Consider the following 14,942-nt stretch of genomic DNA (forward strand, 5'->3'; position numbering starts at 1 on the left):
GTCAGATCTCATCCGGCGTGCGCAGGTTGGTCACATTGATCCGTTCGCCGCGCTTGCGCTCTTTTTCGGCCTGCATTTGGGGACGGTAGATCCCCTGATCGCCCACTACCCAGGAGAGGGGGCGGCGCTCTTTGCCGATGGAGTCCTGCAGCAGCATCAGGGCTTGCAAAAAGGCTTCGGGACGGGGCGGGCAACCCGGAATGTAGACGTCGACCGGCAGGAACTTGTCCACCCCCTGCACCACGGAATAGATGTCATACATGCCGCCGGAGTTGGCGCAGGCCCCCATGGAGATCACCCACTTGGGTTCGAGCAGCTGTTCATACAGGCGCTGGATGACTGGCGCCATCTTGATGAAGGGGGTCCCTGCAATCACCATGAAGTCGGCCTGACGGGGCGAGGCTCGGATAACTTCGGCGCCGAAGCGGGCCACATCGTGGGGGGAGGTGAAGGCGGTACACATTTCCACGTAGCAGCAGGAGATGCCGAAGTTGTAAGGCCAGAGGGAGTTTTTGCGGCCCCAGTTGACTGTGTCTTGCAGCACCTCCTCGAGGCGGCCCATCATGATGCCGCGCGTCGCTTCTTGCGCCAGTGGGTCATCGACGGTCTGGCGCTGCTCCTGGGGGTAGCGCTCAACGGGTGCATCCGGGTCAATCCGGGTCAGGGTGTACTTCATGGTGCAACCTCAAGGAAAGGGTCTGTGGTTCAATCACTGTTTTTGTTGTTCAACTGCGGTTTGCGCGGTGACCAGTCCAGTGCGCCGATGCGCCAGAGGTAGATCAGGCCGATAAGCAGCAGTCCGATGAAAATGGTGGCTTCAATAAAGCCGACCCAGCCGCTCTCCCGCACGGAAACAGACCAGGCAAACAGGTAGAGCGCCTCGACGTCGAAGATGACGAAGAACATGGCGACCAGATAGAACTTGGCGGAAAAACGCAGGCGGGCACTGCCGACCGAGTCGACACCAGATTCAAATGGCTTGTTCTTGGTACGGCCGTAGGCGCGACCTCCCAGCAGGGCGGCGAGGCCTATCATCACCAGACAGATGGTGATGGCACCGATGACATAAATGGCAAAAGCCCAATGTTGAGCAGAAATATCAGCAAACATAGAGGTTTTTCCTAACCAAATTAATCAAGCGACTTAACAATAATGTTACGCATTATGACACTTTCGCACTGATTTACATGTCATTTTTACGGGTTAATTATTAATCGGTTAACCGGTAATTAAATTTTGTTAAGAAGCGCACTTTTTTGTTGGTTATGGCGGGTGAGATAGGGGGTGGCAAGAGCAATAAAAAGAGAGGCTTTCAAGCCTCTCCTGTCATCGCGTTCCGGTTTCGAGCGTGGGGCGGTCAGGGTTTATTGGCGACCAGCAAGACCTGATCCGGGTAGGCGCCAATGGAGCGAAGACCGATATCTCCCGAGGTGATATCCAGATACGCCCGCTGACCATTGGCGGAGGTTACCGTGCTGCTCATCAGATAGACATAGCCCTCATTGACCTCTTTACCGCCCCCCGCCATGGCGCGCGGGAAAATGGCTTCATTGAGAGAGGGCTTGTAGCAGGCGTGCTCGACCAGGGTCGCCAGTTCCTTGATGTCGGGCAGGCGCCACTGGCTGATACCGCCGAAGTGATAGAGAGCATGGCTGCTGTCACTGCGGATCCGCTCCGCCACTTGCAGCCCCTGCTGCCAGTAGTAAACGGTCGGTTCACCCAGGCAACTGCTGCCACTCCATGTCTGCCCCAGTTTGCAGCGCATCCAGGTGAGGCCGGTGTGTTGATCCGTGACGGTGCCGTTGCCATGGTCAAGAAAACGGGCAGAGGGGGCGGTGCGATCCATGGTGTCATCACAAATGGCAGCACCGTGGGCCAGGGGGGCCAGCAGTGCCAGCATGGCGAACGAAAAGCGATAAAGGCTCATGATATTCCTCGGATTATTGGGGAGTGGCGACCAGTCGTACCTGCATCAGCTCGATATAGGTATCTTGCTGCACCAGCGCGGGATAGGTGGTGCCCGCATCTTCTCCCAGGAGCAGGACTGTGCGTTTGCTGATGGGGCCACCGGAGAAGCGCTGGGCTGTGTTGCTGGTGGCGCTCCAGTAGTAGCCATGGTAGGTGTCATCTTCCGAGGGGGCGATATCCGGGAAGTAACGGGTATCCACGATGATGCGTTGACCCAGCGGGTCCTTGGCCAGGCTGCCGTAGTGCATCAGTGACATCAGCTCACCCATGGTGGGCAGCCGCCACTGGCTGATGCCGCAGCGCTGCTCGCCATTGAGCCACTGCTGATACGCGCGGGTGGTCAGCATGGTGGTCAGCGCCTGTGCCCGGGCGAGGGCTGCCAGATCTCCTTCGGCGGTGAGCTGTTCGATCCTGTTATGAATATGCTGGTAGGCCGCTTGCTGCTCGCCTGCGGTCGCCTTGAACTGCTCATCCTCATAGGCAAAGGGTCTGCTTTTCCAGGCCGGACTCAAGGGATCGTCCGATTTGACCTCCCACACCAGACCGGTATTGAGATCCTTGACGCACTGCCAGCTCGGCGCGTTGTCAGGGAGCGCCTGACCGCGATCATCGAGTTTGCGATAGGCAAGCTGGGGACGAGTGCGATTCCAGCTGGCATCTTGTCCCGGATAGTCGGCGGGTTCCTGTTCCAGCAGCGGGTCGTTGCCATCGCTGAAGGTGGTGACGCCGGTGACGGTCAGCAGGTTGCGTGGCTGCTGCTGCACCAGCAGGGTCAGCAGCTCGCTTTGGGTCTCTTCGGCAAACTGGCCGTTACGCTGCCACTCCTGAGCCAATTGCGCCCGCATCAGGCTGATGGCGCGATAGCTGGTGGTGAGCAACTGGGTCTCCTTGGCGGTGGCAAGGCGTGTGCGGGCCTGTTGCTGCAAGCTGATCGCCACCTGCTGTAGCGCCTGATCAAACTGGCCGAGACCTGCGAGGGCCGCACGGTCGCTGCCCGGTTGCAGCGGCGCGAGATCGGCCAGCAGCTGCGTCAGTGCGCGATCGGCGGCCACCCCTTCGGCAATGCGGCTCTGCCACAGGGTGCTGAGCAGGGTCGGTTGCAGCCGTTGTGGATCCCCTTTGGCGGCCGGATGCGCCAGCAGCAGGCCTCCGCTCCTCGGTACGAACAGCAGGGGCGAGTTGACGATGTTGGCCGAACGGCTGACCAGGGCCACCGCTCCTTCGCCGCTGACGGCAGGGTCGGCAGGATCACATTGCCAGTTCTGATCCAGATCGGCGCACAGGGTACCTGCGGTTGGCAGGGCGACATCGACCCGGTAGTCCGGGATCGCCAGTGGTGCGTTATCTTCCCCGCCGCCACAGGCGCTGAGCAGGGCTGAGAGGGTTGCAATAACCAGTACGGATGGTTTCACTTCACATTCCTTGATTCGGTCACAGGTTCACGGGGGCGGTAACCCCCGTGGTACAGGATTCAACGGCGCGGGGTGCTCCGGCGCCAGAGGCGGGGCCAGAGGGCCAGCAACAGCAGCAGGGGGGAAGCCGTGCCGCCACCCCCTTCATCCTGCTCAAGGGGAATGATGCCGGTGTTGGGCAGGGCTTCATCCTTGTCGCAGCGGGCGCCGACTTGCTGGGCTACCCGCCAGTTGCGCAACTGACCGGTGTCACCGGCGCTGGTGTCGTTGATCTCCAGCAGCCAGCGGCCAGCGAGCGGTTCGCCGTGCAGCTTGTCCAGCGATTCGAACGGTACCAGTTCACGGGGGAACTCCCCCTTGAGCCGGGTATGGCTGGCGTAACCCTTGTTCCACAGGCTGATCCGGGTACCGTAAGGGGAGGTGAGCCAGATCTCCAGCTGCTCCAGCTTGCTGTGCTCCAGATCGAGGGCGACCACGAATCCGCTGTCGATGCGGGCCTTGCTCTCGGGCAGGGTGAGAGTGAAGCGGGACAGGCCGTGCCGCTCACCGCTCACCGCATCCTTGATCTGGCCACCCTGGCCGATGGCCCGCTGCCAGAGCGGTTCACCGATCGGCAGTTGCAGGTCAAGGCGGGTCTGGCGCTCGGTGGGGCTGGGCAGGGTGAGCTGGAACTGCAGCGGCAAGGTGACTGCCTCGCCACAGGTCAGATTGCTCGCTGCTTCCAGCGGCAGGGTCCAGCGGGCGGTGCCATCGGCGTTGAGCTCTCCTTGCCAGTGATCGTCACCCATGAGCCCCTTGGTCGGGAGCAAGCTGGCGTCAGCCACGGTCAGGGGGCGGCCGCTCTGGTTGGTCAATTCGATGGCGAGGCTCTTTTTCTCCCCGGGCAGCAGGTAGCTGTCATCGGCAAGGCGGGCCGCGATGGGCGTGGGCAGCAGGGCGTGGTGGCGGAAGGCCTGCTCCAGCAGCTTGCCATAACTGCGATCCGCATAGAGGCGGTTGGCGGTATCCACGGTGACTCGCGCCAGCTGGGGCATCCGCACCTGCGGGCCGAGGCCGAAGTGGGATTCAATCAGCAGGGTATCGAACTCGTCACGGGCTACCTCGCCATACTGTTCAACGGCCTGGCGCAGCGCGGTGAAGAGCGGGGTGCCCCACAGCTGGTCGCCGTTGCTGCCGTTGATGGTGAGGTGAGCCGGATAGAGGAAGCCCGGATGATAGCGCGCCCGCAGATCATCGAGCTGACGGGGCGTCCGGCCGCTGATCCTGGCATCCCAGTTGAAGACCATGAAAGGCTCGAACTGGCGAGCCTCTGAACTACGCTGGCGCCAGCTGGCGGCCAGATAGTCGCTAAAGCCCTCGCCGATGGCGCCCCAGTCACCCTCTTCTCCCATGTCGGGCAGGATATGGTGCTGCACCGCATGGCCAAACTCGTGCCAGATCACCATGGGATCTTCCGCATCGGGTACCCCTATCCGGCCAATTTCCAACCGGCGCAGGAAGGGGTCATAGAGAGAGTTGTCCTGCTCCCCGGCATCGGTATCGATGGCCAGGGGGCCGCCCATCAGCGTTGGGTAGCCAAGGGATTCCACATGGCGCTGGGCCAGATCCAGATGGTAGTAGCCATTGATATCGAGGAAGGCGGGCTGCTGGTGATCCAGCTGGAAGCCATCGGCATCAGGGCTGCTAAAGGGGGCAGTTTCCGGCGCCGTGCCATCCACGACCCGGGCGCGTGGGCCACTCAGCTGGTAGGTGTCATCCACCTTTTGTACCCTGAGTGGGACGGTGCGATAGGCCCGGTTGTCCAGCACCAGATCGTGGCGCCACAGCAGGTTGCCATCTTGCAGCTGGGTGCGGGGATCGAGGGCAAAGATGCGGGCCTGCACCGTGGCCGCTTCCCCTGCCAGCGGTGCCGCTTCGGCACGGGTGTTGGCCTCTTGCAGCGTGCGCCCCAGCAGGGCGCTGCCATCGCAGGTGACAAACAGTTGCCAGTGGCTGCTTTTGCTGTTGCCCGGCTGGCTTTCCACCGCCAGCAGACGCCAGGCCGCAGTCAGTGTGTCGCCATCCTGCCAGTACCACGGCTGGGCTTCGTCACTGCCAGCGAATTTCCACACCGTACCATCCAGCGTGGCGGTATAGGCATCCACCCCGGCGCGGCTTGCTTCATCACATGGAGCCGTCTGTGCCTGCATCGGCCGGGTATTGTGATAAAGGCGCCACGGGCGACCCTGCTCATCGAGACTGACGGCGGCCATCAGGCCGGCGATCGGTGCGCCATTGAGCTGCTGGCGATAGTGCAGATAGTGGCCCAGCTTGCCTTGGCGCTGATAGGCCGGGGCATCACTCAGGGTGACGCCGAGTTGCTGTTCGAGCCAGAGGCGGGTATCGGCCGGTGCGTTCTGTTCGACAAAACGCAGTTCGGCGGCCTGAGTGGCAAAGCCAGCCAGCCCCAGCAAGAGGGCGGGCAACAGGGGTTTCATAGTGGTACTCCCAATCAGCGGCAGGGTCATTGGTTGATCCCCGCCAGATGCAACAAGAAGGCAAATTCACGAGCCCGATCGCCACCACCGGCGCGGTGGCCCCCCTCCAGTTCGGTCAGCAGCAGGTAGGGGCCGGAGCCCGTGCTGTGCTCCCGCAGGCGGGCCAGCCACTTGACCGGCTCCCAGTAGGGCACCTGACTGTCGTGCAGGGCGGTGGTGACCAGCAGGGGCGGGTAGGGTGCGCGGTGCAGGTTGTCGTAGGGGCTGATGCGGCGCATCGCCTGATACTCTGCGGGCTTGGCCGGATTGCCCCATTCCTGGTACTCCTGACGGGTCAAGGGGAGGGCTGGATCGCTCATGGTGCCGAGCATATCGACGAAGGGAACCTGCAACACGGCGCCGCTAAAGAGTGTCGGTTGCTGGTTGAGGGCCGCAGCGACCAGGGTGCCTCCGGCGCTGCCCCCCATGGCAAACAGGGGCAGAGGGGCTGAGTCGGGCGACCAGTGGCGCAGGGTGTTACCGGCAGCGATAAAGTCGCTGATGCCGTTCTGCTTGTGGATGCCCCGCCCGTCGCGGGTCCACTGCTCCCCCAGCATGCCGCCGCCGCGCACATGGGCGATGGCGTAGACAAAGCCCCGATCCAGCAGGCTCAGCAGCTCTTTCTGGTAGTAGGGGCGCATCGGCGTGCCATAGGCGCCATAGCCGTAGAGCAGCACGGCGCGGGGAGCCAGATCTTTGCGCCACACCAGCGAGACAGGCACCCGGGTGCCATCGGCAGAGGTGATCCAGCGCCGCTCGCTCTGATAGGGCAATGCTTTATTGCCTGCGGTGTGCTGGTCGTTGATCCAGTGGCCGCTGTTTAAATCCAGCCAGCGCTGGCCGGGGGGCTGGCTCAAGTCCTGACTGCGCACCAGAATGCGGTCGCTGGCCGGGTCATGTTCTCCTTGCAGCCAGCCGGTTCCGGCGCCACTGGCCAGCGGCAGGCGCTGGCGTTCATGGCCGTTGCGATCGAGGAGGGCGAGCCAATCCTCCCCCTGCTGGCGAAACTGCACCACCAGATGGCGATCAAACAGTCGCCACTTTTCGGGATCGCCGAGATCCTCCCCTTTGGCGGGCCACAGGCGCTGCCACTCACCGAGCGGCGTGCTGGCTGAATAGAGGGCAAACGCCCCCTCCCGGTTGCTCTTGATCACCCAGCCGGATTGGCTGTCCAGATAGTATTCCACCCCGCGCTGGCGGGGTTTGACCTGCTGCGGCTTGCCCGAGTCGAGCAGGTACTGCTCCGAGCTATCGTGGTTGTTGCCCTGCAACACCAGATGCTGGCCATCCGTGGTGCGATAGAGGCTGAGCAGCCAGGCGGGATCCTGCTCCTCATAGAGAGTCTGCTCCTGGCCATCCTGCCAGCCGCGCAGCTGCCAGGGGCGCAGGGTGTAGCGCTCATTGGCGATGCTGTAGAGGGTGCGACCATCTTGTGACCAGGCGAGATCGGCGCTGCGCTGTGCCAAACTGGCCAGCGCCTTGCCGCTTTGGAGATCGAGCAGGGTGACCTGATAGTCGAGATCGCCGCGCCTGTCTTCGGCGATGGCCAGAGTGCGGTTATCCGGGCTCAGGGCCCAGCCGCCCGCTTCGTAATAGCCCTCACCCGCTCTGGTGGGAAGCCGTTGCTGCACCTTGCCCCCGTGGCGTTGCCAGAGTGAGCCATCCGGGCGCAGTTGCCATGCCTGATCGCCGCGGACAAGCCAGTTGTCTGGCACAGATTCCCCCGCCGGATGACGGGCAAACTCGGCGCGCAAGGTTGCTTCCAGCGGCTGCTGCGCGGCGAGTTGCTGCTCGCTCCAGCGATTTTGCTGCTTGAGCAGGGCGAGAATGGCCGTGTTGCTGCGGCTCTCGTCCCGCAACCAGAAGTAGGGATCCTGGCGTACGGGATTGCCTGAAATCAGGTGTGGCTGGGACGGGATCGGGGGTGGCAGGGCCTCTTGCGCCCACGCCAACGGGACGGCCAACAGGGCCGCCATGATTGCATGATGTTTCATCACATCCCCACGAAACGGTAACTGAGGCTGGCTGACAGGTAGTGGCCGCTCTGGCTGTAGAGGGAGGTATCGCTGCCAGCCGGAAGTCCGGCCACATCCTGATAGCGGACGTAGCGGGTATCGAGCAGGTTGCCGATGGTGGCATTGACCTTGAGCGCCTCGGTGATCTGCCAGTCGCCGGTGAGATCCAGACTGAACCAGCCTGCGCTGCTCTGGCAGGCACCGTTGTAGCCAGTCTGCGCATTGGCGCACTGTGGCACCTTGGTCATGGCGGCGGCATAGTTGCCACTGAGCTCAACCCCCCAGTCGAGCTGTTGCCAGCGTAGGGTGGTGTTGCCTTCCAGCGGTGTCTGCGTGCGCAGCGGCTCACCGCGGTGATCCTTGCCATCCATCCAGGCCAGATTGGTCGAAAGCTCCCACTCGTCGCTCAGCCAGAGGCTGGCGGCCAGCTCGGCGCCCCAGGTTTCTGCTTTGGCAACGTTGCGATATTGGCGCAGGAAGACACCGTCATCGAGGCGAAAACCGGTCTGGCGCCAGTCGATGAAGTTGTAGTAGCGGTTGTAGAAAACGGCCGGTTTGACGCTCCAGTCGTCGCTTTGGCCATTCAATCCCCACTCCAGGCTGTGGCTGGTCTCCTCCTTGAGGTTGGGGTTGGCAATGATCTCGAACGGCGGCATGGCAAAGTAGTGAGGAATGTTGCCGTAAACCTGATCGTAAGCGGGGGCGCGGAAGCCGTTGGCATAGCTGAGCCAGCTGCGCCATGTTTCGTTGAAGCGGTAACTGGCCGCCACACTGGGGGAGATGTGGTCGCTGTGGTTCTCGGCCAGATTGCTGTCCGGTGCGCGCAGGCGCTGGCGGTCAAAGCGCAGGGTCGGGGTAAACTGCCAGCTGCCCAGATCGATCACATCGCTCAGCCAGATGCCATCGCGGCGGGTTTCGGCCTTGCTGAAGGGGGCTTTCTGTCCCTGGGTGGTGATGCCATCTTCCAGGGTCAGATTGCTGACCGGCCGCTCGTGGTTGGCCTGCTCCAGCTCCACACCGTAGCTGAAGGTGTGATCCAGCGAGCCGGTGCTCAGCTTGCTCTGCAACTCCAGCTCGCTGCCAAGGCGCAGCTCCTCGAACGTGGAGAGGGTGCGCTGGCTGCGATATCTGGGATAGCCGCTCAGGGCATCGTTGCGCAGCAGCTGGCGCTGGTTGGCCTCGTTGCGGGACTGATTGCCAAACAGGCTCCAGTTGAGGGTATCGACCATGCCCAGATCGTTGGCTTCCCAACTGAACTTGCCGCCCTGGGTGCGCTGATCGCCATCTTCCTGAAAACCGACCACATCCCAGCTGCCATCGGGTTGGGGCACCGCCTTTGGGCCCATCTGGCGTTTGGCGTGATCCTCGTAGTAGTCCAGCTCCAGCCGCAGAGCGTGATGGGCATTGAGGGGGAGGCGGCTGCTGGTTGAGGCACTCATGCCATCCAGATCAGCCGGAATACGGTTCTCCTCAAAGTTGGCGGTTTCGTTGCCGCGCCAGCCGGAGAGACGCAACAGATGTTCGCTCTCCAGTGCCCGTACCGCGCCGGTCATGCTGAGCTTCTTCTTGTTGCTGTCGCCACCGTAGAGGGTTTTGGCCGCCAGATAGCTATCTTGCTGTTGCAGATAATCTTCCGGCTGCTTGGTATTCATCACCACGGTGCCGCCGATGGCATCGGAGCCATGCAGGGAGGAGCCGGCCCCCTTGGCCACCTCAATCTGCTTGATGTCATCAAGGTCGAAGTTGAAGCGACCCACCTTGTCATTGATGTTGTCGGCGCCAAAGCCGTCGCTGACGCGCACCCCATCCTTGATCAGCAGGATACGGTTGCCCCCGATGCCGCGCACGCTGATGTTTTGCGGTCGCCCGGCAGAGCCGGTGACCGAGACACCGGGGATCTTGCGAAACACATGAGTCAGCTCGCTGGCGACCTGACGGTCCAGCTCTTCCTGGGTGATGACGGTGATGGAGCCGGAAACATCGGAGAGTTTCTGTTGTACCCGTTGCCCGGTGACAATGATGGTGTCGTCGCTGCGAGCCTTCTCCACAGGGGGGAGATCGGCCGCGCCAGCGGAGGCACACAAGAGTGCCGGCCATGCCTGAAGCAGTTTGTTCATAATGATAATTGTTTTTATTTAAGCCTGAGGGGCGGCATTATTGCAGAGGCCTGACCACTTGACAATAAATGGCAATCATTATCATTAAGATCTTATGATGTTGATATTATTGAGCTATTTGTTTTTAAAAAGAGGCTCCCACGCGAGGCAGGAGCGGGGGGATCAGGGCTTGAGCAGTTGCAGCGACTCTTCTGCGGCCTTGCCTTGAGAGAGGGTGATATCGACCCGGCGATTCGCCTGGCGATGTTCAGGGGTGTCATTGGCAAAGCGGGGTTGAGTGTCGGCAACCCCCTGAGCGATGACTCGTCTGGCATCCAGCTGGGGGTTGGTCAGCATGGTCTGCACGATGGAAGAGGCCCGCAGCACCGAGAGCTCCCAGTTATTGCGATAAAGCTCCACCGGCGCCTGGGAGTTGTCGGTATGACCGGTGACCACTACCTGCCCCGGGATATTGGCCAGAATGCCTGCGATCTTGTTGACCAGCGGGATGAACTGGGGCTGCAGGAACGCCGAATCGGAGGGGAATAGCGCCTTCTCGCCGATGCGGATCACCAGTTGACTGCCGAGTTGCTCGACCTCGAGATCCTTCGATTCAATCTGGGCCTTGAGTTGCTGCTCAAGCTTCTGCTTGGTCACCTGCACCCACTCCTGCTCCTTGGTCTTGTGGGGCCAGGCTTCGGTGGCGCTCGGTTTTTCCGAGGCACCTATGGTCTCGTTGAAGGGGTCCGATGCCGCCATGGGGGCATCTTTTTCCAGTACAGTCTCTTCTTTCGGGCTGCTCGGCGTGGTCTTCGATTCCGGCTCGAGAATCCCTGTTCCCCCCTGCATCAAGGGTGAGCCGGCAGGCGGGGAGATGAGGCCGATTTTACCCAGCGACTCGATAAAGCCCTGGATAAGCACTCGGGTTTCGGACTGCTTGGCCATGGCAAAGGAGTAGAGCACCACAAACAGGGCGAACAGCAGGGTCATGAAGTCGGCATAGGAGACCAGCCAGCGTTCATGGTTCTCCGGTGCTTCAGCCTTTTTCTTTTTGGCCACCGTGACCTCCCAGATAAGGTTCGAGGGTAACTTGCAGGCGCGCTTGGGATTCGCCATCAACGATGCAGAGAATGCCGGTCAGGGTCATCTCCTTGTAGTGGCGGATCTGGTGGGCAAACCCCTTGTAGCGGTTGCCGAACGGCAAGAAGATCAGGTTGGCTGCGGATACCCCGTAGATGGTAGCGATAAAGGCCACCGCGATGGCGCCGCCCAGCTTGTCGGGGGCATCTAGCAGACCCATGGCGTGGATCAGGCCAAATACCGCCCCGACGATCCCCATGGTCGGGCAGTAGCCGCCCATGGCTTCATAGAATTTGACCGTCTGTTCGAGATCTTCCTGTTCAAATTCGATCTCGTTCTCCAGCACCTCGTGTATCTTGGTTTTCTCGTAACCATCAACCATCATCTGCACCCCTTTCTTCAGGAAGGGATCCTTGATCTCGTCGATCATCCCTTCCAGCGCCAGCATGCCGCTGCGGCGGGCGTTGCCTGCCAGGGTCTCCAGTAACTGGGCCTGTTCATGCATGTCGAGCTTGAGGGGGGAGAGCAGCCATTTGAAACGCTTCATGGTGCTGCCGACGACGGAGAAGGGGAACTGAGTCAGCGCAGCACCTATGGTACCGCCGATCACGATAAGAAATGCGGGCAGATCGAGCAGTGCGCTGGGATGACCACCCTCGATCATGTTGCCGCCAAGGATGGCGATCAACGCCAGTACCAAGCCAATCAAGCTCATTTTTTACACATCCCTGCATGTTGATAATGGCTAGTGTAGCTACTTAAGTATCAGTTTTTCAAAATGAAATCCAATCGCTGAGCAATTAATGGGCGCTGGGTAACGTCCGCAGAGGGAGGTATGTTGAAGAGGAGCAAATCGATGAAGCTTGAAGGGAAATAACCAAGGGGGCGGTAATCTGATCTCCGCCATCCTCTTCAAATCTGTATCTTGGGAAAGTTGTTTCACCTCGCCACAGAATCGTCCCCAGCATTAACTCAAGGCTTCTAAATCTTCCTTACACGAGTGTGCTTTACGCTAAATACTGTGTGAGTAAGCAACCATGATTTCAACTAGAAAAGTCCTGCAAATCCATCGTTTCGTCAGTCGTGCCATTGATCAAAAACCCACTATAACCACCCAGGGTATGTTGCAAATCCTGGACTGGACCATCATGCGGGTCCAGCAAAATAAAATAAGGGAGGAGGCCTATCCCTGTATCTTTGCCAGAGGGGCTGAACTGTTTTATCTGATTAGTTCAATCCGACCGTTTAGGCGATACAACCAGTTAACCGCTTTGTGTGTTGTCGACTGGTGTGTCCGACAACATGGCTTTGGCCTCAAAGATCTGCATCTGGATGAACAGCGGGTCATAACGGAGCGCATAAGACGCGATTACCGGGAACCGGTTTTGCAGGCAAGTGACCATTTTGCTCAGGAGTACCGCTACTGGTTTTTCATGCATAGCGAGCCCATCAGTAAACAAAGAGCCAGGTCTGCTAGTGCAATTACATCCATTAGTCGCAGCTTGTTTGATCTCAACTGGTAACTGCCGCTCCTCCTCATTCTTACCACGATGAGGTGAGCAGAAACATAGCAATGAGGTGTGACCCCAACTCCCCTGGTTCAGTAACAAATCAATCGGGTGGGCTGGTCATGCCATAACGAAAGGTGGTCGTATGCAACCAATAGCTTCCCGTGCTCGAAGACATCAGCGCCGTCATAGAGAAAAACGAGCACAAGCCTCGGTAACAGGCCAACACTACCATCCCACAATCCTCTTTTTTACCGGGGCGGGCTTATCAGCGGAAAGCGGTGTGCCCACGTTTAGAAGTGAAGGCATTTGGCGTAATCATGAGAACTGGCGCTATTCCCACGCTAGTAGCATGAGTACGGATCTGGCTGGTTTCTTGGCCTTTCACAACAAACGGCGTCAAACCATGTTAGAAGCCGCCCCCTCACAGGCGCATTATCTGATAGCCCTGCTACAACAAAAATGTACTGTTAGGGTCATCACCCAAAATATTGATGACTTACATGAGAGAGCAGGTAGCCATGAAGTCCTTCATCTGCATGGTTCAATCCAGTTTTTGGTCCCCATAGGTTTTCGTAGCAAAAAATATCGGCAGCCTTGGCATGAGGATGTGGCGATCGGTGATCGCTGCCCATCCACTGGTTCACAATTGCGTCCAGATATCGTGCTATTTGGTGAAAAGATTTATGAGTATCAACAAGCTCGTCGCTGGCTCTGCGAGGCTGATACCGTAGTAGTTGTCGGCACCAGTTTGCTTGTTGAGCCTGCGAGCTCTCTGTTACAAAACATCAACCCTGGCGCATGTGTCTACTACATCGATCCAGATCTTGGTTTGTCATCCAGACTACCGTTTCCTGGTGAGCTGATTGTTGATGGGGCCTATCGCGGTATTGCTCACGTATTGGAACTGAACCTGGAGAAAATGGCATGAAATTATATCTGGACGATGAAATAAAAAATCCGGTAGGGTGGATTCGTGTCTTTTGGCCGGACGAGGCGATTGCATGGCTAAAAACAGAGATGGTGACTGAAATTAGTCTTGATCATGACCTCGGTGATGATGATAGAGGAACCGGATACGACGTGATTCTCTGGATAGAAAATGAGGTAATGACAAATCACTTTATCCCTCCCCAAATTCATATTCATTCAGCAAATGTCTCCGCAAGAATAAAAATGGAACTGGGCATTATGGCCATAAATAAATTTTTAGCGAAGTCAACATGACAAGTTCAAGGCTGTGACTAAAATCCAGAGATAGTAAATCATGTCACTATGTATACAGGGCGTTGTTTCCCAAATCAGCCAGCAAGTCATGACTTCCCCAGCCCCGGGTGACCGCTACACTCGGGGCTTTCTTACAAGCAGACCAAGGGTGTTCAGTTTGTTCATCGCGCTCACATACGCCATCACTTCTCCCACTTGACCATTGTATTTTCGCAGGGTGATTTGGCCTGCCATTAACTGTTTGAACCGGAACATCGCTGTCTCTGCCTGCGAACGAAGGTGATACCCCGACATCTTTTTCCAGTGCGCCAGCCCTTCCTTGCGCATCACCTGCACCGCCTCATTTCTCGGATGGCCCTTTTTCCATAGTCCTGCGTTTTTGCGAGGCGGGATACACGCCGTCGCCCCTTTACGCGTAATCAACCGATGGCTGGCTTTGCTGTCATAGGCGCCATCCGCGTAAACACGCCCCAGCTTGCGACGCAGAGGATTGAGCAAGGTCGGCAACACCTCTGCGTCATGCACATTCTCCAGCGACACTTCTGCCGCCACGATATCGTGAGTCACCGGGTCTACCGCCAGATGTAACTTGCGCCAGACTCGACGTTTCTCAGCGCCGTGTTTTCTGACTTTCCACTCGCCTTCGCCAAACACTTTCAGACCCGTCGAGTCGATAACCAGGTCGGTAATACGCCCCTTAGGGGGCTGCCGATAGGCCACCTTCACTGTGCGTGCGCGCTTGCTGACACAGCTGTAGTCCGGGGCACACAGCGGCACATTCATCAGCTCGAACAGGGAGTCGAGTAGCCCCTGAGTGGCTCGCAGCGTGAGGCTGAAAATCCCTTTGAGCATCAGAAAGGTACAGATGCTCTGGTCGGTGTAGAGCTGGCTGCGTCCCCGTTTTCCGTGATGGACTTGGTGGAACCAGTTATCCATTGCCTCGGCATCAACCCAGAAAGTGAGAGAGCCACGGTTGATCAGAGACCTGTTGTATTGAGGCCAATTGGTGATGGGGTGAAGCGCTTTACCCATGATGCAGACTTGAGGGGGATGGTGGTGATCAGATCACTGGGTTTTCAATTAGTTCCATTCAAGCTGCATCGATTTAGGAAACAACGCC

13 protein-coding genes are annotated in these 14,942 nt (G+C 59.0%); 3 read left to right on the forward strand and 10 right to left on the reverse strand.

Going from position 1 to position 14,942, the window contains the following annotated elements:
* Position 1: 1 nt before the first annotated feature.
* From AB5Y73_RS01850 to AB5Y73_RS01890, 9 genes are all read right to left on the reverse strand, one after another.
* A complete protein-coding gene (locus AB5Y73_RS01850) occupies positions 2-676 on the reverse strand; it encodes an NADH-quinone oxidoreductase subunit B family protein (protein WP_005344917.1) in 675 nt (224 codons plus the stop codon).
* Between the two features lie 29 nt (positions 677-705).
* Positions 706-1,110 (reverse strand): NADH-quinone oxidoreductase subunit A, encoded by a 405-nt coding sequence (locus tag AB5Y73_RS01855; RefSeq protein ID WP_005344919.1) that lies wholly within the window; start codon positions 1,108-1,110, stop codon positions 706-708.
* A 247-nt stretch (positions 1,111-1,357) separates the two neighbouring features.
* The gene (locus AB5Y73_RS01860) at positions 1,358-1,927 is read right to left on the reverse strand and encodes a DUF1566 domain-containing protein (RefSeq protein ID WP_005351118.1); all 570 of its coding nucleotides are present in this window, start codon (positions 1,925-1,927) and stop codon (positions 1,358-1,360) included.
* Between the two features lie 13 nt (positions 1,928-1,940).
* The gene (locus AB5Y73_RS01865) at positions 1,941-3,380 is read right to left on the reverse strand and encodes a DUF1566 domain-containing protein (protein WP_181497399.1); all 1,440 of its coding nucleotides are present in this window, start codon (positions 3,378-3,380) and stop codon (positions 1,941-1,943) included.
* 59 nt (positions 3,381-3,439) lie between these two features.
* Positions 3,440-5,887, reverse strand: a complete 2,448-nt coding sequence (locus AB5Y73_RS01870; RefSeq protein ID WP_181497398.1) for a proprotein convertase P-domain-containing protein — start codon at positions 5,885-5,887, stop codon at positions 3,440-3,442.
* On the reverse strand, positions 5,884-7,890 hold the full coding sequence (locus tag AB5Y73_RS01875) for a prolyl oligopeptidase family serine peptidase (RefSeq protein WP_118853996.1): 2,007 nt from the start codon (positions 7,888-7,890) through the stop codon (positions 5,884-5,886). The genes AB5Y73_RS01870 and AB5Y73_RS01875 overlap by 4 nt, the downstream gene beginning before the upstream one ends.
* Positions 7,890-10,028: a TonB-dependent hemoglobin/transferrin/lactoferrin family receptor gene (locus AB5Y73_RS01880; RefSeq protein WP_181497397.1), complete on the reverse strand. Its 2,139-nt coding sequence runs from the start codon at positions 10,026-10,028 to the stop codon at positions 7,890-7,892. Before AB5Y73_RS01880 ends, AB5Y73_RS01875 begins: the two co-directional genes overlap by 1 nt.
* A gap of 162 nt (positions 10,029-10,190) precedes the next feature.
* Positions 10,191-11,066 (reverse strand): flagellar motor protein MotB, encoded by an 876-nt coding sequence (locus tag AB5Y73_RS01885; protein WP_106844513.1) that lies wholly within the window; start codon positions 11,064-11,066, stop codon positions 10,191-10,193.
* Positions 11,044-11,802, reverse strand: a complete 759-nt coding sequence (locus tag AB5Y73_RS01890; protein WP_042056089.1) for a flagellar motor protein — start codon at positions 11,800-11,802, stop codon at positions 11,044-11,046. Before AB5Y73_RS01890 ends, AB5Y73_RS01885 begins: the two co-directional genes overlap by 23 nt.
* A gap of 322 nt (positions 11,803-12,124) precedes the next feature.
* Here AB5Y73_RS01890 and AB5Y73_RS01895 point away from each other — a divergent pair, with 322 nt between their 5' ends.
* The 3 genes from AB5Y73_RS01895 to AB5Y73_RS01905 all read left to right on the forward strand — a co-directional run bounded on the left by AB5Y73_RS01895 (position 12,125) and on the right by AB5Y73_RS01905 (position 13,822).
* Positions 12,125-12,610, forward strand: coding sequence for a hypothetical protein (locus AB5Y73_RS01895; protein ID WP_064336649.1), 486 nt, complete (start codon positions 12,125-12,127; stop codon positions 12,608-12,610).
* Between the two features lie 130 nt (positions 12,611-12,740).
* Positions 12,741-13,526, forward strand: coding sequence for a Sir2 family NAD-dependent protein deacetylase (locus AB5Y73_RS01900; RefSeq protein ID WP_118853994.1), 786 nt, complete (start codon positions 12,741-12,743; stop codon positions 13,524-13,526).
* Positions 13,523-13,822, forward strand: a complete 300-nt coding sequence (locus AB5Y73_RS01905; protein ID WP_236095577.1) for a cyclic-phosphate processing receiver domain-containing protein — start codon at positions 13,523-13,525, stop codon at positions 13,820-13,822. The genes AB5Y73_RS01900 and AB5Y73_RS01905 overlap by 4 nt, the downstream gene beginning before the upstream one ends.
* A gap of 114 nt (positions 13,823-13,936) precedes the next feature.
* Here the strand turns inward: AB5Y73_RS01905 and AB5Y73_RS01910 are convergent, their stop codons facing one another.
* Complete coding sequence (locus tag AB5Y73_RS01910) at positions 13,937-14,854, reverse strand: IS5 family transposase (protein WP_107685037.1); 918 nt, start codon at positions 14,852-14,854, stop codon at positions 13,937-13,939.
* Positions 14,855-14,942: the final 88 nt, after the last annotated feature.

It is taken from the genome of Aeromonas sp. s7(2024) (genome assembly GCF_040907825.1).
Taxonomy (GTDB): domain Bacteria; phylum Pseudomonadota; class Gammaproteobacteria; order Enterobacterales; family Aeromonadaceae; genus Aeromonas; species Aeromonas veronii.

Coding starts and splice junctions, on each gene's coding strand:
- AB5Y73_RS01850 (WP_005344917.1), bottom strand. CDS start 676: ATGAAGTACACCCTGACCCGGATTGACCCGGATGCACCCGTTGAGCGC.
- AB5Y73_RS01855 (WP_005344919.1), bottom strand. CDS start 1,110: ATGTTTGCTGATATTTCTGCTCAACATTGGGCTTTTGCCATTTATGTC.
- AB5Y73_RS01860 (WP_005351118.1), bottom strand. CDS start 1,927: ATGAGCCTTTATCGCTTTTCGTTCGCCATGCTGGCACTGCTGGCCCCC.
- AB5Y73_RS01870 (WP_181497398.1), bottom strand. CDS start 5,887: ATGACCCTGCCGCTGATTGGGAGTACCACTATGAAACCCCTGTTGCCC.
- AB5Y73_RS01875 (WP_118853996.1), bottom strand. CDS start 7,890: ATGAAACATCATGCAATCATGGCGGCCCTGTTGGCCGTCCCGTTGGCG.
- AB5Y73_RS01880 (WP_181497397.1), bottom strand. CDS start 10,028: ATGAACAAACTGCTTCAGGCATGGCCGGCACTCTTGTGTGCCTCCGCT.
- AB5Y73_RS01890 (WP_042056089.1), bottom strand. CDS start 11,802: ATGAGCTTGATTGGCTTGGTACTGGCGTTGATCGCCATCCTTGGCGGC.
- AB5Y73_RS01895 (WP_064336649.1), top strand. CDS start 12,125: ATGATTTCAACTAGAAAAGTCCTGCAAATCCATCGTTTCGTCAGTCGT.
- AB5Y73_RS01900 (WP_118853994.1), top strand. CDS start 12,741: ATGCAACCAATAGCTTCCCGTGCTCGAAGACATCAGCGCCGTCATAGA.
- AB5Y73_RS01905 (WP_236095577.1), top strand. CDS start 13,523: ATGAAATTATATCTGGACGATGAAATAAAAAATCCGGTAGGGTGGATT.
- AB5Y73_RS01910 (WP_107685037.1), bottom strand. CDS start 14,854: ATGGGTAAAGCGCTTCACCCCATCACCAATTGGCCTCAATACAACAGG.